This is a genomic window from Paraburkholderia graminis C4D1M (genome assembly GCF_000172415.1).
GTDB lineage: Bacteria > Pseudomonadota > Gammaproteobacteria > Burkholderiales > Burkholderiaceae > Paraburkholderia > Paraburkholderia graminis.
Window position 1 is genome coordinate 256,510 of the sequence record NZ_ABLD01000006.1, and the last position, 18,127, is coordinate 274,636.

Annotated in this window: 14 protein-coding genes; 6 read left to right on the top strand and 8 right to left on the bottom strand. The window is 63.4% G+C overall.

Going from position 1 to position 18,127, the window contains the following annotated elements:
• The first annotated feature begins 36 nt into the window (after positions 1-36).
• From BGRAMDRAFT_RS13430 to BGRAMDRAFT_RS13450, 5 genes are all read left to right on the top strand, one after another.
• The gene (locus BGRAMDRAFT_RS13430; protein ID WP_006049297.1) at positions 37-3,240 is read left to right on the top strand and encodes an efflux RND transporter permease subunit; all 3,204 of its coding nucleotides are present in this window, start codon (positions 37-39) and stop codon (positions 3,238-3,240) included.
• An 87-nt stretch (positions 3,241-3,327) separates the two neighbouring features.
• Complete coding sequence (locus tag BGRAMDRAFT_RS13435; protein ID WP_006049298.1) at positions 3,328-4,551, top strand: efflux RND transporter periplasmic adaptor subunit; 1,224 nt, start codon at positions 3,328-3,330, stop codon at positions 4,549-4,551.
• Positions 4,552-4,601: 50 nt separating this feature from the next.
• Positions 4,602-6,071, top strand: coding sequence for an efflux transporter outer membrane subunit (locus tag BGRAMDRAFT_RS13440; protein WP_044021060.1), 1,470 nt, complete (start codon positions 4,602-4,604; stop codon positions 6,069-6,071).
• 90 nt (positions 6,072-6,161) lie between these two features.
• Positions 6,162-6,866: a heavy metal response regulator transcription factor gene (locus tag BGRAMDRAFT_RS13445; protein ID WP_006049300.1), complete on the top strand. Its 705-nt coding sequence runs from the start codon at positions 6,162-6,164 to the stop codon at positions 6,864-6,866.
• Positions 6,863-8,353: a heavy metal sensor histidine kinase gene (locus BGRAMDRAFT_RS13450; RefSeq protein WP_006049301.1), complete on the top strand. Its 1,491-nt coding sequence runs from the start codon at positions 6,863-6,865 to the stop codon at positions 8,351-8,353. The genes BGRAMDRAFT_RS13445 and BGRAMDRAFT_RS13450 overlap by 4 nt, the downstream gene beginning before the upstream one ends.
• On the opposite strand, the gene dinB is transcribed toward BGRAMDRAFT_RS13450, so the two are convergent.
• The 4 genes from dinB to BGRAMDRAFT_RS13470 form a co-directional block, all read right to left on the bottom strand.
• Positions 8,320-9,486 carry a DNA polymerase IV gene (dinB, locus tag BGRAMDRAFT_RS13455; RefSeq protein ID WP_044021003.1) on the bottom strand — a complete coding sequence of 389 codons (1,167 nt, stop codon included), beginning with the start codon at positions 9,484-9,486 and terminating at the stop codon, positions 8,320-8,322. The two genes, BGRAMDRAFT_RS13450 and dinB, sit on opposite strands and share 34 nt — an antisense overlap.
• 68 nt (positions 9,487-9,554) lie before the next feature.
• A complete protein-coding gene (locus BGRAMDRAFT_RS13460) occupies positions 9,555-10,262 on the bottom strand; it encodes a hypothetical protein (RefSeq protein ID WP_006049303.1) in 708 nt (235 codons plus the stop codon).
• Positions 10,263-10,421: 159 nt separating this feature from the next.
• A complete protein-coding gene (locus BGRAMDRAFT_RS13465; protein ID WP_006049304.1) occupies positions 10,422-11,000 on the bottom strand; it encodes a YceI family protein in 579 nt (192 codons plus the stop codon).
• 60 nt (positions 11,001-11,060) lie between these two features.
• Positions 11,061-11,624, bottom strand: a complete 564-nt coding sequence (locus BGRAMDRAFT_RS13470; RefSeq protein ID WP_006049305.1) for a YceI family protein — start codon at positions 11,622-11,624, stop codon at positions 11,061-11,063.
• A 298-nt stretch (positions 11,625-11,922) separates the two neighbouring features.
• On the opposite strand from BGRAMDRAFT_RS13470, the gene BGRAMDRAFT_RS13475 reads away from it, so the two are divergent.
• Positions 11,923-13,173: an arsenic transporter gene (locus tag BGRAMDRAFT_RS13475; RefSeq protein WP_006049306.1), complete on the top strand. Its 1,251-nt coding sequence runs from the start codon at positions 11,923-11,925 to the stop codon at positions 13,171-13,173.
• 35 nt (positions 13,174-13,208) lie between these two features.
• Here BGRAMDRAFT_RS13475 and BGRAMDRAFT_RS13480 read toward each other — a convergent pair whose 3' ends face one another.
• From BGRAMDRAFT_RS13480 to BGRAMDRAFT_RS13495, 4 genes are all read right to left on the bottom strand, one after another.
• Positions 13,209-14,126 (bottom strand): formate/nitrite transporter family protein, encoded by a 918-nt coding sequence (locus tag BGRAMDRAFT_RS13480; protein WP_006049307.1) that lies wholly within the window; start codon positions 14,124-14,126, stop codon positions 13,209-13,211.
• The gene (locus BGRAMDRAFT_RS13485) at positions 14,126-14,368 is read right to left on the bottom strand and encodes a hypothetical protein (RefSeq protein WP_006049308.1); all 243 of its coding nucleotides are present in this window, start codon (positions 14,366-14,368) and stop codon (positions 14,126-14,128) included. Before BGRAMDRAFT_RS13485 ends, BGRAMDRAFT_RS13480 begins: the two co-directional genes overlap by 1 nt.
• 280 nt (positions 14,369-14,648) lie before the next feature.
• Positions 14,649-14,909 (bottom strand): hypothetical protein, encoded by a 261-nt coding sequence (locus BGRAMDRAFT_RS13490; protein WP_006049309.1) that lies wholly within the window; start codon positions 14,907-14,909, stop codon positions 14,649-14,651.
• Between the two features lie 209 nt (positions 14,910-15,118).
• Entirely contained in the window at positions 15,119-17,821 is a 2,703-nt protein-coding gene (locus BGRAMDRAFT_RS13495; RefSeq protein ID WP_006049310.1) for a response regulator, read from the bottom strand.
• Between the last annotated feature and the right edge of the window lie 306 nt (positions 17,822-18,127).

Here is an 18,127-nt window from a genome sequence, read left to right on the forward strand (position 1 = left end):
CAGCCGCAGTGACCTGCACTTCTTCAGGCGCGTTTCATGTGGATTGTCAACGTTGCGCTTAAGCGGCCATACACGTTCATCGTGATGGCCATTCTGATTGTGCTGGCGACGCCTTTTGTGCTGTTCACCACGCCGGTCGACGTGCTGCCGGAAATCAACATCCCGGTCGTCAGCATCATCTGGACGTACAACGGCTTGTCCGCGGAGGACATGGCGCACCGCATCGCCTCGGTAAACGAGCGCAGTCTCACGACGACCGTCAACGACATCGAGCATATCGAGTCGAATTCGCTTGCGGGCATCACGATCCTCAAGGTGTTTCTGCAGCCGAATGCGAACATCCAGACCGCCATCGCGCAGACCGTGGCCGTCGAGCAGGCGCAACTCAAGCAGATGCCGCCGGGCGCCACGCCGCCGCTCGTGATCAGCTACTCGGCGTCCAGCATTCCGGTGATTCAACTCGGCCTGTCGAGCACGAAGCTCTCCGAGCAGCAACTCAACGATACCGCGCTGAACTTCCTGCGGCCGCAACTCGTGACGATTCCCGGCGCGGCCGTGCCTTATCCGTATGGCGGCAAATCGCGGCTGATTTCCGTCGACCTCAATACGCGCGCGTTGCTCGCCAAAGGTCTGACGCCGCTCGATGTGGTCAGCGCGTTCAACGCGCAAAACCTGATTCTGCCGACAGGCACGGCAAAGATCGGACCGAAGGAATACACGATCAACATGAACGGCTCGCCGTCGACGCTGGAAGGTCTCAACGACATTCCGGTGCGCACGGTGAACGGCGCGACGACTTATCTGCGAGAAGTCGCTCACGTGCGCGACGGTTTCTCGCCGCAAACGAATATCGTGCGGCAAGACGGTCATCGCGGCGTGCTGATTTCGGTGCTGAAAAACGGCAGTGCGTCGACGCTGTCGATCGTCAATACGTTGCACGGTTTACTGCCGGCGGCGCGCGCGGCATTGCCGCCGGACCTGAACATCACGGCGCTGTTCGACCAGTCGGTATTCGTGAAGGCGGCGGTGCAGGGCGTGGTGCACGAAGCGGTGGTGGCCGCCGCGCTCACGGCCGCGATGATTCTCTTGTTCCTCGGCAACTGGCGCAGCACCTGCATCATCGCGATTTCGATTCCTCTGTCGATTCTCTCGTCGCTGATCGCACTGCATGCGCTCGGGCAGACCATCAACATCATGACGCTTGGCGGCCTCGCGCTCGCGGTGGGCATTCTCGTCGACGATGCGACGGTGACGATCGAAAATATCGAACGGCATCTGCATATGGGCACCAATCTGCACGATGCGATTCTCGAAGGCGCCGGCGAAATCGCGATTCCCGCGCTCGTCTCGACGCTGTGCATCTGCATCGTGTTCGTGCCGATGTTCTTTCTCACCGGCGTGGCGCGCTACCTGTTCGTGCCGCTCGCGGAAGCCGTTGTATTCGCGATGCTGGCGTCGTACATTCTGTCGCGCACGCTCGTGCCGACGCTTGCGATGCTGCTGATGGGCCACGCGCACAAACCGAAAGCCGCTGCTAAACCGGGTCTTTTCCAGCGCATTTACCGGCGTTTCGACAATGGTTTCGAGCGCATGCGCGCCGCGTACATTGTGATTCTCAGCAGCCTGCTCGTGCGCCGCCGCCGCTTCGGCAGCATATTTCTCGGCTTCTGCGTGGTCTCGATGGGACTCGCATTCGTGCTCGGCGAAGACTTTTTCCCGAGCGTCGACGCGGGCAATATCCGCCTGCATATGCGCGCGCCGACCGGCACGCGCATCGAGGAAACCGCGCGTCTTGCCGACGAAGTCGAGAAGGTGATCCGCGAAGTGGTGCCCGCGAACGAACTCGGCACCATCCTCGATAATCTTGGTCTGCCGTATAGCGGCATCAATCTTTCATACAGCAATGCAGGCACGATCGGCACGCTCGACGGCGAAATCCAGATCGCGTTGAAGGAAGGCCACGAGCCGACGCAGGTCTACGTGGACAAACTGCGCGCGATGCTGCCGCAGCGTTTTCCGGGCGTCGAGTTTTTCTTCCAGCCCGCCGACATCGTCACGCAGATTCTCAACTTCGGCTTGCCCGCGGCCGTCGACGTGCAGATTGCCGGCGCGGACCAGCAAGGCAATTTCGACGTCGCGCGCAAGCTGTTGAAAGAAGTGCGCCTGATTCCCGGCACGGTTGATACGCACATCCAGCAAAAGCTCGACGAACCCGCGATCAACCTGCAAATGGACCGCACGCGTTTGCAGCAGCTCAATCTCACCGCGAGCAATGTCGCGCAAAACCTGCTGGTTTCGCTATCGGGAAGCTCGCAGACGTCGCCGGGCTTCTGGTACAACGACCGCAACGGCGTCGAGTACAACGTGGCGGTGCAAACGCCGCAGTACCGCATTTCTTCCATCGACGATCTGTTGCGCACGCCGGTCTCGGCATCGTCAACGGGGCCGACGCAACTGCTCGGCAATCTGGTGCGCGTATCACCGCAAAACCAGTTCGCGGTCGTCACGCATTACAACATCCGGCCCGTGATCGACCTCTATGTGAGCGTCGACAAGCGCGACCTGGGCAGCGTCGCGAACCAGGTCGACAAGCTCGTCGAGAAAGCGCGCGCGACGCTGCCGCGCGGCAGTCAGATCACCGTGCGCGGCCAGGTACAAACGATGCGCACTTCGTACCTGGGTCTCGGTCTCGGCGTGGCGATGGCGATCGTGCTCGTGTATCTGCTGATCGTGGTGAATTTCCAGTCGTGGGTCGATCCGCTCATCATCGTGAGCGCTTTGCCTGCGGCGCTGGCCGGCATCGTATGGATGCTGTTTCTGACGGGCACGCATCTGAGCGTGCCTGCGCTGACCGGTGCGATCATGACGATGGGCGTTGCCACCGCCAACAGCATTCTGATGGTCGCGTTCGCGCGTCAGCGCCTGTCGGCCGGCGCGCCGCCGCTGACCGCCGCGCTCGAAGCGGGAGCGAGCCGCATTCGTCCGGTGCTGATGACGGCGTTCGCGATGATCATCGGCATGATTCCGATGGCGCTCGGTCTCGGCGAAGGCGCCGAGCAGAACGCGCCGCTCGGCCGCGCGGTGATCGGCGGATTGCTGTTTGCAACGGTGTCCACGCTGTTTTTCGTGCCGCTCGTGTTCGCGGGCATACATACGCGCCTCGCGCGTCGTCATCGCAACGATCATGAAGACGACGGCAACAGCGCAGGCGAAAGCGGTAGTGCCGGCGAGCCGGCCTAAAGCCTGAACAGAACAGCGAATCGTGGAAAACGTCAAGAAACCGGCTACTCAACTCACGGAGCTAGCTAACCGAGATGGCCAACTGAGATGACCGAAAAAACTCATGCATCGCTGGCGATTCCGTCGCGCGAGACGGAAAGCGGCCACGCATTGCCGCCGCGTAATCGCGAATGGAAGCGCGCGAAGATCGCCATCTTCATCGTGCTCGCGTTGCTCGCGCTCGGCGCGTTGCGCACGGTGATCGCGAACCTGATGCAAAACCGCGCCGTCGAGCAGACGACGAAACAGAACGCCACGCAATACGTGAACGTTGTGAGCCCGACGCCGGCCGAAAGCGGCGGCGCGACGACCTTGCCGGGCACGCTGCGCGGCAGCGTCGAATCGCCGATCTATGCGCGCTCGACCGGCTATCTGCTGCGCTGGTATGCGGACATCGGCACGCGCGTGAAGCAGGGCCAATTGCTCGCGGAACTCGATACGCCCGAGATCGATCAGGAGCTTGCGCAGGCCTCGGCGCAGCGTCAGCAGATCAGTTCGAGCCTCGCGCTTGCAAAGAGCTCGCTCGAACGCTGGCAGCAGCTTCGTCAACGCGATGCGGTCTCGCAGCAGGAACTCGACGAGCGGCAAAGCACGTACGCGCAGAGCGTCGCCAACCTCGCCGCCGCCGATGCGAACGTGCAGCGCTTGCGTCAGCTCGAATCGTTCAAGCGGATCGTCGCGCCGTTTGCCGGTGTGGTCACGCAGCGCAATGTCGATGTCGGCGATCTGATCGACGCCGGCAGCGGCACGAGCCGTGCGTTGTTCGCGCTTGCGCAGTCGGACCCGCTGCGCGTCTATGTGCAATTGCCGCAGGCGTATGCGCAGAACGTATCGGTCGGACAGAAGGTGGTCGTCACGCAGGCCGAGCTGCCCGGTCAACAGTTTCATGGCAGCGTCACGCACATTTCCGGCGCGATCGACGTGCCCACTCGCTCGCTGCAAGTCGAGGTGACGTTGCCGAATCCGGACAACACGCTGCGTCCCGGCGCGTATGTGCAGGTCGCGCTGCCTTCGGTGGCGCGCGCCGAATGGATGGTGCCCGGCAATGCATTGCTGTTTCGCGCCGAAGGTCCGCGGCTTGCCGTGGTCGATGCGAAGGGCAACGTGCAGTTGCGCAAGATCGTGATCGCGCAGGATCTCGGCCAGACGCTCGAGATAGAAAGCGGCATCGACGGGAACGATAGAGTCGTCATCAACCCGAGCGATTCGATTGCGGACGGCGATCATGTGGAAATCGCGCAGCCGCAGAAGAGCGGGAAGGAGGCGTCGTGAAGCCGCAACGCGCGAGCCGCGCAGTGAGCGGTTTTGCAGCCGCGGGGGCGATGACGGCTGTTGTGGCGAGCGCGGTCATGCTTGCTGCCTGTACCGTTGGACCGGACTACAAGCGCCCGCAGGCCGAGGTGCCGCCTGCATGGAACACGGATTCATACTGGCGCGTCGCGGCGCCTTCGCATGCGCCGATGGACCCGGACTGGTGGAACGTCTATCGCGACGCCACGCTCGCCTCGCTCGAAACGCAAGCGCTCGCGCAGAACCAGACGCTCGTCGCCGCCAGCGCGCACTATGAGCAGGCCAAAGCGACGTTGGCCAATACGCGCGCGCAGCAGGTTCCCGAAGTGGACCTCGCGGCATCCGCGTCGCGCTTTCGCATTTCGGCGGACAGGCCGCGCACCAACTACGCGCTGCCGACCATGTCGACGGTGCAAAACAATCTGCAAATCGGCCCGACGATCAACTACGACACGGACCTGTTCGGCCGCATACGTCGTCAGGTGGAAGGGGCGACGGCATCCGCGGAACAGTCGGCCGACGATCTCGCCAACGCGCGGCTCGTGCTGACCACCGAGGTCGCGACTGATTACTTCTCGCTGCGCGAACTCGACACCGAGATCGACGTGCTGAATCAATCGGTGAAGCTTCAACAGAAAGCGCTCGACTACGTGAACGCCGAACACGACCTCGGCGCAGTGTCGGGCCTCGACGTATTGCAGCAGAAGTCGCTGCTCGATACCACGCGTGTGCAGGCGCAATTGCTGTTGAACCAGCGCGCGCAATACGAGCACGCGATTGCCGCGCTCGTCGGCGTGCCCGCGCCGCAATTCGCGATCGAACCGAAAGTGTTGAGCTTTCCGGTGCCGGCCATCGCGCTCGGCGTGCCGAGCGATCTGCTGCAACGCCGGCCCGATATCGCCTCCGCCGAGCGCGCGATGGCGGCGGCCAATGCGCAGATCGGCGTCGCTAAAGCCGCGTTTTTTCCGAGCCTCACGCTGACGCCGGGCATCGGTTGGGAAAGCACGCAGTTCGCGAGTCTGCTGAGCGCGCCGACGCTGATGTGGACGCTCGGCGCCGCTGCGGGCCAGGTGCTGTTCGACGGCGGCCGGCGCGCGGCCAACGTGCAGTTCGCGAGCGAAGGCTACAAGGCGACCGAGGCCAACTATCGGCAGACGGTGCTCAACGCGTTCCAGCAGGTGCAGGACGGCATCACGGGTCTTGCCGTGCTCGACGGCGCGGCGAAGCAATCGGAAGAAGCGGTCGCGGACTCGGAGCGCCTGCTCGGGCTCGCGAACGACCGCTATTCCGGCGGCCTCGTCGCGTATCTGAACGTGATCACCGCGCAGCAGTCGCTGCTCAACAGCAAGCGCCAGGACGCGCAGATTCGCGGGCAGCAGATGACGTTGTCGGTGGCGCTCGTGAAGGCGCTGGGCGGCGGCTGGGGCGCGGACCCAGCGCTCGCGGGCGCGGGCCAAGGTGCCGCGCAACATGACGCGCAAACGCGCGCCGCTGCGCAGTAATGCGCGGTGTGGCGTGGCGCAACAAGCGAGCAAGCACGCTGAACAGGCAATGCAGGGCGTTTCGTATAATGCAGACACTAGGGGACGCGCATGAAGTTGCTGATCGTTGAAGACGAGCACAAGGTCGTGGACTATCTGCGCTCCGGCTTGACGGAGCAGGGCTGGGTCGTGGACGTCGCGCTCGACGGCGAAGAGGGCACGTATCTGGCCACCGAATTCGATTACGACGTGATCGTGCTCGACGTCATGCTGCCCAAGCGCGACGGCTTTAGCGTGCTGAAGGCGCTGCGCATGCGCAAGTCCACGCCGGTCATCATGCTGACCGCGCGCGATCACGTGAACGACCGCGTGCGCGGTTTGCGCGAAGGCGCGGACGACTACCTCACCAAACCATTCTCCTTTCTCGAACTCGTCGAGCGTCTGCATGCGTTGGCGCGCCGCACGCGTTCGCAGGAATCCACGCTGATTTCCGTCGGCGATCTGTTTGTCGATCTGATCGGGCGGCGCGCAACGCGTGACGGCGTACGGCTTGACCTGACCGCGAAAGAATTCCAGCTACTGAGCGTTTTAGCCCGCAGGCAAGGCGATATTCTGTCGAAGACGGCCATCACCGAGCTTGTGTGGGACGTCAACTTCGACAGTCATACCAATGTGGTCGAGACGGCGATCAAGCGCTTGCGCGCGAAGCTCGACGGCCCGTTTCCGTCGAAGCTGCTGCATACCGTGCGCGGCATGGGCTATGTACTCGAAGTGCGCGAAGCGCGCGAACTGCACGAAGACGGGGAGCCGTCATGAACCGTTCCATCGCGCGACGCCTCGCCCTGATGTTCGCGCTCGTCGCGCTGTTCGTATTTACGGTCATCGGCGCGGGGCTTTTTGCGGTGTTGCGCTCGCAGCTCGAAAGCCATTTGCGCGAATCGCTCGACGACCGCGCGCAAATCGCGCGGCTGATCTGCAATCACGGGATGACGCCTGACAAATGGCGCATGTCGCGCGAAAAGCTCACCGACATGACGCCGCATGACCGCAGCACCGTGTACGCGGTCACGAGCACCGAGCCGTCCTACAACTACGGCAAACCGATCGAAGGGACAATCGTGAAGAGCTGGCCTGGCGGCTACGCGCGCGTCAAACCGGCGGGCGGCGGCGACGACATGCTCACCACCACCGTCTCCATTCCCGGCTATTCGACGCGTCCGCCGATGCAGTTGCAGGTCGCATCGAGCTACTTGCCGAACATTCGCACGATGCGCGTGTTCGGCTTCGCGCTCGCCGCGCTGTCGGCGCTCGGCAGTCTCGCGGTGCTTCTACTCAGTTACTCGGTCACACGTATCGGCCTCGCGCCGTTGACGCGTCTCACGCGCGATGCGTCCGCCGTCAGTCCGAACAATCGCTCGCAACGGTTGAATACAGCCTCGTTGCCGCACGAGTTGAACGACCTCGCGAATTCGTTTAACGGCGCGCTGGAGCGGCTCGACGGCGCGTATTGCCGGCTCGAGTCGTTCAATGCGGACGTCGCGCACGAGTTGCGCACGCCCGTGACCATTCTGATCGGCCAGACCGAAGTCGCATTAACCCGCAATCGTTCCGTCGACGATCTGCGTCACACGCTGCAATCGAATCTCGAGGAATTCGAACGCATGCGCGCGATCATCAACGACATGTTGTTTCTCGCGCGCGCCGATCAGGGTGAGCGCGCGACCGGTCTCATGGAAGTGTCGCTCGCGGCCGAAGTCGCGCATACGCTGGAGTTTCTCGAGATTCCGCTGGAAGAGGCTCGCGTGCATGCGCGCCTCGATGGCGATGCCGTCGCTCAGGTGAACCGCTCGCTGTTCGGCCGCGCCTGCACGAATCTGTTGATGAACGCGATTCAACACTGCCAGCCGGGCGCCGCGATCGGCGTCAGGATCGTGCGCGAGGGGGAGCAGGTGCGGATCGAAGTCGCGAATCCCGGCGAGCCGATCGAGCCCGCGGTGCTCGAACATCTGTTCGACCGTTTTTATCGCGTGGAAGCGTCGCGCACGAATAGTCGCGAGAATCACGGCCTCGGTCTCGCGATCGTGAAGGCGATTGCGGAGATGCATCGTGGCAGCGTGTCGGTGCAGAGCGCGAACGGCGTCAACACGTTTGCGTTTTCGATTGCGGCGTCGCATGTGGAAAGCGTCACGCCGCCCGCGCGTGCGAACGTGACGGCCAATGCCGCGGCGAACGCGGGCAGTGCGTCGGCGCCGGCTTCCTCGCCGGCTTCCTATTCGTCGCTCGTGAAGGGCAAGTCCGCCTGAACCGGTAGACGCCGCTGCGGCGGCTGCGCGCTCGCGAGGCTCAGTGCGCTCACGCGCACGCCGAGCAGGCGCAGCTTGCGGTTCAACTCGACGCGGCGCAGACATTCGGTGGCCGCGCGGCGTATTTCCGCGGCGTCGGCGGTGGGCGTCTCGAGCGTCAGGTCGCGCGTGACCGTGCGGAAATCGTCGTAGCGCAATTTGATGCCGACCGTCTTGCCGACATAGCCCTTGCGCACGAGGTCTTCCGCGACCCGCACGCATAAGCCGGTGAACGAACTGGACAGCGCGGGCCGGTCGTGACGCGGATGCAGATCGCGCTCGAAGGTGGTTTCGCGGCTCATCGACTTCGGTTCCGATTCGACCACGACCGGCCGCTCGTCCTCGCCTCGCGCGACGCGCGTGAGCCACGCCGAGTAGCTGTGCCCGAAGTGATCCTGCAACAGACCCGCGTCCGCCGCCGCCAGATCGCCTACCGTGGCGATGCCGAGCGCCGTCAGTTTTTCCGCCGCCTTCGGACCGATGCCGTTGACCTTGCGCACAGGCAGCGGCCACACGCGCAGCGGCACGTCTTCGGGCGTGAGAATCGTGAGGCCGTCGGGCTTGTCGAGCTCCGAGCCGATCTTCGCGAGCAGCTTGTTCGGCGCCACGCAGATCGAGCACGTGAGGCCGGTGGCTTCATTGACCGCCTGCTTGATGCGCGCCGCGATGTCGCGCGGCTCGCCCGGCAACTCCGTGAGATCAATATAGATTTCGTCGATGCCGCGATCTTCGATGCGATCCGTGAACGTCGCTACTGCGGCCTTGAAGAGCCGCGAGTAATGACGGTAGGAGTCGAAGTCGGTGGGCAGCAGGATCGCGTCGGGCGCGAGCACGGCCGCCTTCATCATGCCCATCGCGGAAAATACGCCGAGCGCGCGCGCTTCGTAAGTGGACGTGGTGACCACGCCGCGCCCCGCGTAATCGCGCAGCTTCGCAAAACGGCGGCTGCCGTCTTCGAGCGTTTCGGGCGCGCTGTTGCGGCCGCCGCCTATCACGACCGCCTTGCCGCGCAATTCCGGATAGCGCAATAGCTCGACGGACGCGTAGAACGCGTCCATGTCGAGATGCGCGATACGGCGGCTTGCTGAACTCATGGAGGGCGGAAACGGAAGGTAACCGTAATAGTACCTTGGTCGGCCGCGGGAGTGCCGGCGAGCGCGGTCTAGAACCGATAACTCACACCGAGTTGCACCACCGGATACAACTTATACCGCTCGACCTTGTCATTAATCTTCTGTTCCTGCTCGTCGATATTCGCTTGCGTCGTGAACATCGAATAAATCGCGGGCACGTTGTAGTGCGTGCGCGGACGGCCATACGCGACGCCGACATCGAAAGTCAGACCGAAGCCCTTCGAGACCGGCTTGTGACCGTAGCCGATGCCGACATAAGGCATCACGCGCGGCAGCGTGACCGTGGCCGACGGCGCGGGGCCGACTGCCGGCACATAGTCGTCGCCGATCTTGTAGTTGCCTTGCGCATTCGGCACGGCGTGTGCCGAGAGTTCGTCGTCGTTGATGAGCGCACCGGCCGTCAGGCGGAAACCGCTCGAGCGGAAAGGGAACACGTCGAGATAGAGGCCGCCTTGCAGCAGCTTCAGGTGACCGTCGTACTCGTTTTCATTGACGTTGACCGAATGCGAGAAGCCGAGGCCTTCGAATTCCGCATGCACGCCCGTCCATGAATTGAGCGGCAGCGCAGCGCCGATCCCCGCGCCGAGCGTGCCGCCGTGCACATAAATCTCCTGCGCGTGCGCCGTATTAGTCAATGCGACCAGCGCCGCCATCGCCGCAACCGCGGCGAGAGCCGCATTTTTTACCTGCCGTTTCACCTGCACCACCGCTTGTCTCCCGACAAAAATCAATTGCATGCGGGGACTTTACGATTTGCGCGCGCAGTTCAAATGCATGAAAAGCGGGCGATTCCGGCGGCTCTTCCGGCTCAAGTCCGGCGTCGTCGGGAAAGCGGAAATAATGCCGCGTAAGTAGCGACTATAGCGGGCGCGCAGCGGCGCCCGCCATAACGAGGTTTACTGCTTGATCCCTTCAGCCTGGATATGCAGCGTGGTCTGCATCTTGAAGCCGTACGTCTTGCCGAAGTCGACGCCGAAATCGTCGCGGTTGAACGTCGCCGTCGATTCCGTGCCGCACACTTCGCGCTTGAGCATCGGGTTCACGAAGCACTTGAACGACTCGATCTTCAGATTCACCGGCTTGGTCACGCCATGCATGGTCAGCGTGCCGATCACTTCCACCGGCTTGTCGCCTTCAAAGCGGATTTGCGTGCCCTTGTAGGTCGCGCTCGGATACTTCGCGACGTCGAAGAACTTCTCGCCGACCAGTTCCGCGTCGAGCTTGTCGTTGCCGATGTCCACCGAACTCATGTCGATGGTCACCTCGACCGTGCCGGTTTTCGCCGCGCGATCGAGCACGACGGTACCGGTGCTTTTCTTGAACTTGCCGCGCCAGATCGATACGCCGCCGAAGTGATCCGCTTCGAAGCTCGGGGCCGTGTGCGTCGGATCGAGTTGATACGTGTCGGCGGCCATTGCGTTGAACGACAGGGCGGCGGCGAGAGCGCCGGCGGCGAGCAGGAATTGCTTCTTCAAGATGTTCTCCAGGTTTTAAGAAGCGCGACGGCGCTTTGATGATTTGCTTCGGGTTTCTAATTACTTCTTCGAGGCGACGAGATGGAACTTGATGACGACTTCGTCGGCGACGACGGACGTGTCTTTCCATTCGCCGGTGCCGACGTCGAACTGCGAGCGCTTGATCGGCAATGAACCGTCGAAGGTTTGCGTCGAGCCCTGGCTTGCAATGGTGACCGGCACGACCACCGTCTGCGATTTGCCCTTGATGGTCAGCTTGCCGGTGATCTTGTACTGATTGCCGCCCGCCGGCGCGATCGCGCTGGAAACGAAGGTAGCGGCCGGGTAAGCGGCGCTGTCGAACCACTCCTTGCCTTGCGCCTGCTTGTTGTAGTCGTCGGCGCCTAGGTCGTAGCTGCCGGTGTCGATCGACACGTTCGCGCTGCCCGCCGTCGGCTTCGCCGGATCGAACGATAGCTGCGCCGAAAACTTCCTGAACTTGCCGTCGACGGGCACGTTCATCTGTTTCGTCGTCGCGATCACGGTGCTTTTGCTGGTGTCGACGTCGGCATGCGCGACGCTCGCGCCGAACAGCGACAGCGCGGCGGCGCCCGCCAGGATGGAGTGATGAAGTATCGTTTTCATGGTGGTACGCATCCTATCGAACCCATGCGCGTTCATTGCACACAGTGGGGAATTTGATTGCCAACAGTCCGTAGCGAATCGGCGAGCAAGCCGTTGCCGCGCTGACTGCGAATGATAGGGATGTCAAGAAGAACCGAATAGCCGGATGCGAGAGAACACATCGTTCTACGGATGACGTTAATGCCGTCCGGGCCTGCACGTTGCAACGAGCACCGACGAACGGCGGAGGTCGAACCGAGTTGGGTTATCCTGCGCACCGGGCACGGCCCACGTACAACCATCATTCAGGACGTTAGTTTTGACTTCGATTTTCCTTTCATGGGGCATCGCCGCCTTCGCTACAGCCGGCGTTATCACGCGGCCTTTCAAATGGCCCGAGGCAGTGTGGGCGGTGGCGGGCGCGGTGCTGCTGGTCTCGCTCGGGCTGCTGCCGCTTCATCTCGCGATGGAAGCCGTCGGTAAGGGCACCGACGTCTATCTGTTTCTGTTCGGCATGATGCTGCTCTCCGAAGTCGGCCGCCGTGAAGGTCTGTTCGACTGGGTCGCCGTGCTCGCCGTGAATCATGCGCAAGGCTCGCCGCGCAAGCTCTTCATGCTGGTCTATCTGGTCGGCGTGGTAATCACGGCCTTTCTTTCGAATGACGCCACCGCGGTCGTGCTCACGCCGGCTGTGTTTGCCGCCGCGAAGAAAGCGAAGACCGATCCGTTGCCGCTGCTCTTCGTCTGCGCGTTCATTGCCAACGCGGCGAGCTTCGTTCTGCCGATCTCGAACCCGGCCAACATCGTGCTGTACGGCAACCACACGCCCGCGCTTGGGCCGTGGCTTATGCGCTTCGCGTTGCCTTCGCTGCTGTCGATCGGCGCAACGTATGCGCTGCTGCGCTGGACGCAGCGCGACGCGCTTGCCGGCATCTGCGAGGCGAATCTCGAGCCGCTGCGGCTCTCGTCGAGTGGACGCGTTGCGCTCGCGGGCATTGCGGTGACGGCCGTCGTGCTGCTGGCCGTATCGGCGTTCGATATTCCGTTGGGCTTGCCCACGGCGATACTCGGTGCGTTGACCGCAATCGTCGTGTTGATCCAGGAGCGCAAATCGCCGTTGCCGATGATCCGCGAAATATCGTGGAGCGTGCTGCCGCTCGTGGCCGCGCTCTTCGTGCTCGTCGAAATGCTGGACCATACCGGCGTGATCCGCATGCTGGCCGCGTTGACACAGGAGGGTGCCGCGCACAACGAAGCGAGCACGGCGGGTTGGGCCGGCATGGCGATCGCGATCGGCAGCAACTTGATGAACAATTTGCCGGCCGGCCTGATCGCGAGTTCGACGGTGATGCAGGCGCATAGTCCCGAGCGCGTGATCGACGCGCTGCTGATCGGCGTCGATCTCGGGCCCAACATGTCGATCACCGGCTCGCTCGCGACCATCCTCTGGCTCAACGCGATTCGTCGCGAAGGCGAGGACGTGAGCTTCATGAAGTTCCTGAAGGTGGGCGTCGTGGTGATGCTGCCTGCGCTGGTGCTCGCGCTCGGCGCGCGCATTCTGATCGGCTGACGCGCCGTGGATCACGGCGCCTCTGCTTTCAAGCGTCAGCGATGACCGTTGATTTCCGGCGCGATCGCCGCGTGATTCAGCAGCGCGACCAATGACATTCCGCCCACGGTATTACCCACGAGCGTCGGCACGAGGAAGCGCAGAAAATAATCGCGCAGACTCGCGTCGCCGCTGAAAAACGCATACGCCACTTCCGTCGATCCGGCGATGATATGCGACAGATGGCTCACGGCCACCACATAGGTAATCAGCAGCACCGTCAGCAGGCGGCCCGAACGCGCGCTCGGCAATAGCCACACCATCAACGCAATCAGCCAGCCCGCGAAAACCGCTTTCACCATCGTCGGCAGCATGTGTTCGGAACCGACGGCGGCGCGCGACACCTCGCCGAATGCCTGCACCACGGCGGGCGCGAACACATCGGGAATGCGCAGCATCGCGGCGAAAATCCATGTGCTCACGAGATTGAAGAACAGCACGATGGCCCATAGGCGCATGGCTTTCAGCAGCGTCTTCGGATCGCGCCGCGTCAAGACGGGCAGCACGACGGTGAGCGTGCTTTCGGTGAAAAGCTGCTGCCGTCCCATGATGACGAGCACGAAACCCATCGAGTAACCGAAGCTCGACACCAGATGACGCCATGACGTATCCGGCAGTCCTGCTTCGAGCACCGCTTGCGTGAGAAACGAAAAGCCCATTGAAAGCCCGGCCGCGAGCGACGACCAGATCAGCGCGCCAATCGTCCGCTCGAGTGCGGCTTCGCCCTCTTCGCGGACGATCTCATGCAGCACGAGCGCGTGCGGGGCGGTGTGATGCGCCGCCTGATCCTGCTCGCCCTCGTTCAGATGCGGGGAATCGGCGCCGGCGTCCTGGGCTCGCGGGACGTCGTTGCCGGCGGATTCCGTCGATTCGGCGGATGACTGCCGTTGCTCTTCGCGCGTGGCATCGGTCATCAGCGGGCATCCTTCGAGCGCGGGCCGGGCGCTTCGCAGACCGCTTCCTCGGGCTCCCGCAGCGCGGCAAGCGTGGCTTCGAGCCGCGCGAGCCGCGCCTGTTGCGCGGGCACGAGCGGCGCATTCGCCAGCATCCGCAAGCGACTGTCCCAGTACGAAAGCGGAATCGCGTCATTCACCGAGATCCGCCCGAACACCCGCTCGAGATGGGCGATCTCGTTGTCCAGGTTCTGGTAGCTCATCTGACGTATCCGATAAGAGGCGACAAAAAAGGTGGACGGCGATAACGTACGAGCAAGTGGCGTTCCCCGATTCTTCAGGACAACCGGAGTGCGGCGGGAAGCTCGGATTGGGAAGTCTGATCTGCGCGCTGGAACGGCGCATTGAGATGGCGCAACGAGGTGACGCAACGCGCGGAATCTAACCGCGCGAGGAAGCTCGATTAGAAGTTGTGGTTTATGTTGCCGAAGGAATTGGCTACTGCCACTGGCAGTGCGTGGCTAACTCACGTCGCGATGACGCTTACTGCCGATCCAGCCACGCATCCAGCCCCACGCGAAACGCCACGCCCGCAATCACCGGGACCGTGAGCATCAGAATGATGCCGAAGTTCGGAATGGCGTCGCCGTAAGCAATCGGCTCATACAGCACCACGCCCGCGACCGCCGCGAACACGATGACGCCGACGGCCACCATCAGAAGATTGCGCACCGTAATGGACAGCTCTTTGCGCGTCGCCTTCGCGGGACTCGGGTTGGCGGCAGGGTCGTGTTGAGCGGGCATGATGACTCTCGTGACAAAAAGCGGCGGAGGGCAAGGCGCCCATTCGCAAGGCGCCCATTCGACAGCGGAACAGGCGTGCCCGGCATCATACCAGGGCGCGCAGGTGTCGCGCACTTCGCGCCGTGTGTGCTTGCATCGATATAAACCAATATATGCCGCATTCCGCGGCATGGGGCTAAAAGCTCATCGCTTGCGTGGCCGTGCCGGCGTTACGATGCCGCTTCGATCGGATTGACCCATTGCGCCAGTTCGCGCCGCAGTTGCGCGAGGTCGAACGGCTTGCCGAGCAGTCGCGCGCCGGGGATGCGCTCGCCGATCGGCGCCTGTGCGCCATAGCCGGACACCAGCAGCACCTGCACGTCAGGCTGCTCGCGCAACACGGCGCGCGCGAGGTTGTCGCCCGACATGCCGGGCAGCGTGATGTCGGTGAACAGAATGTCGTAGCGCTGCGCCGGCAGCAGCGGCAGCGCTTCTTCGGCGCTGCCGACCGACGTGCAATCGAGCCCGAGCGCGCCGAGCAGGCAGCTTAGCGCCTCGCGCGAATCGGCGTCGTCCTCGACCAGCAGCACATGAGCCGGCGAGCGCGCGGGCGCGTCGGTCGATGCGGACTCGCTCTCGTTTGCGGCTGCCTTGGGTGTTGGAGTCAACGGCGTGGCGAGGCCCGGCGCATCGACGCCCGACGTAGCGACGCCCGACGCATCGCCACTCGCCGGATCATACGCAACGCTCGGCACACAAGCGGCGATTTCGCGATCCGTCATCTTGCCGACAGCCGCCGTGCCGCCAGCTCCGCCGGCGGCGGCGCGCAGCACCCCGCGCACCTTGCGCGCGAGATCGTCGCGGCGGTAGGGCTTGGAGAGCAGCGTGATGCCCGCGTCGAGCTTGCCGTGGTGGACGATTTCATCGCGCGTGTAGCCCGACGTGAACAGCGTCGGCACCGACGGCGAGCGGGCCGCGGCACGCCGCGCCAACTCGACGCTTTTGATCTTGCCGGGCATGACGACGTCGGTGAACAGCAGGTCGATCGGCACATCGCTGTCGATGAATTCGAGCGCCGCGTCGCCGCTCGACGCCGTCAGCACCTTATAGCCGAGCTGCACCAGCATTTCGACGGCGGTCAGGCGCACGTCGGCATCGTCCTCGACCACGAGGACCGTTTCGCCGCCGCCCACCGGCGCGCTGGTTTCATCGGCGGCTTCGGCCGTTTCGGGCTCGCAGCAGCGCGGGAAAAACAGCGATACCGTCGTGCCGCGCCCCAACTCGCTTTCGATCAGCGTATGCCCGCCGCTCTGCCTAACGAAGCCGAACACCATGCTGAGACCCAGGCCCGTGCCATGACCGTGAGGCTTGGTCGTAAAGAACGGTTCGAACGCATGCTCGAGCACGTCGGGCGGCATGCCCGCGCCGGTATCGGTGACGGAAAACACCACGTATTCGCCCGGCGAAAGCTCCGGCTTGTCGCTGCAAAACGCTGCGTCCAGCACGCGGTTCGCGGCGCGCACGGTGAGCGTGCCGTCGGCCTTCATCGCGTCGCGTGCATTGATGGCGAGATTGAGCAGCGCGTTTTCCAACTGGTTGCGATCGACCTGTACGTGCCACAAATGGTCGCTCAATACGGTTTCGATCCGCATGGTTTCGCCGAGCGCGCGATGCAGCATCTCGCTCATGCCGGCAAGCAGGCGGCGCGGGTTCAGCACAGTGGGCGACAGCGGCTGGCGCCGCGCGAACGCAAGCAGATGCGCGGCGAGTTTCGCGCCGCGCTTCACCGCGTCGGTCGCTGCCGACAAACGGCGCAGCGTGGCCGGATTGCCGCTCGCGTCGGCGGCCATCATCTGCAGGTTGCCGTTGATCACTTGCAGCACGTTGTTGAAGTCGTGCGCGACGCCGCCGGTGAGACTGCCGATCGCTTCCATTTTCTGCGCCTGGCGCAGTTGTTCTTCGGCGAGCGCGCGCGCCGCGACCGCGTCGGCCACGCGCTGTTCGAGCGTCTCGGTCAACTGGCGCAGCGACTGTTCGGCGATCTTGCGTTCGTGAATATCGATCAGCACAGCCGGCAAGCGTGTCGGCTGACCGTGTTCGTCGAACTCGCACTGGCCGTTTGCCTGCACCCACACATAGTCGCCGTCAGGGCGGCGAATCCGGTACTCGGCGCGAAACGGCTTGCCTTCTTGCAGCGCATCCGCGCTCAGGCGTTCGAGTAGCGACTGATCGTCTGGATGAATCATTCGGGCGGCGGCGCTGTGATCGACGCCTCGCGCGGCTTCTTCGACGGAGAACGAAAAGGTGCGGGCAAAGCGCTCGTCGCCGGTGATCTTTCCGGTCTGCATGTCGACGACGCAAGTGCCGAGCACGGCACCCGTATTGAGCGCGAGTTGCAGACGTTCGTTGGTCTCGTGCAGTTCCGCTTCGGCGCGTTGCCGCCAGCGCTCGGTCAGCACGCGCCCAGTCGTTTCGACGACGACGGCCAGCACGCCCGCGGGCGCGCCGCTGTCGTCGGCGACGGGGCTGTAGTAGAGATCCATCCACACGTCCTCGGGCTTGCCTTCACGCAGCAGCACGAGTTCCTTGTCGCGATACGAGAGCGTGCCGCCCGCGAGGCACGTAGTCATGACGTGGCGATTGAATTCGGCGACTTCGGGCCAGCCTGTTTCGACCGGGCATCCCAGCAGATACGGATGCCGTCCGCCCGCGAAAACTGCGTACGCGTCGTTGTAGATCATGTAGCCGGAGCGGCCCCACAGCAGCACGAGCGGCACCGGCGAAGCGAGCAGCAACTGCACCGTGGCGGTGAGGCTGCGCGGCCAGTCCGCGATCGCGCCGACGCCGGTCGCCGCCCAGTCGAATTCACTGATGCGCCGCGCCATTTCGCCGCCCCAGCCTGTACAGCCATGATCTTGTGCCGGAAAGGGCATGCGTCGCTCCACGAGATCGCGTTAATGAGGTGGGTGTCCAGTCTGCCGTTTCACATTCTCCGCGTAAAGGGCCGATACGCCGCGCATGCCGTTTAGTTGCGCGCGCACCTTAAACGCTCGCAAGTTTTACCTGCGGCGCTCGCGCGCGCATTCGAAAGCGGCAATAAGCGCATGCGCATTTCTGTCGAAGCGAGCCTTTGCGTGTTTGCTTTTGCGGCGGTTCATCGTTCGCGCGATGGTCGTTGTTGCGCTGCGCGTCCTTACAGAATCCTTCAAGCGATAGGCTCGTTTTCTGCTGGATGTCGA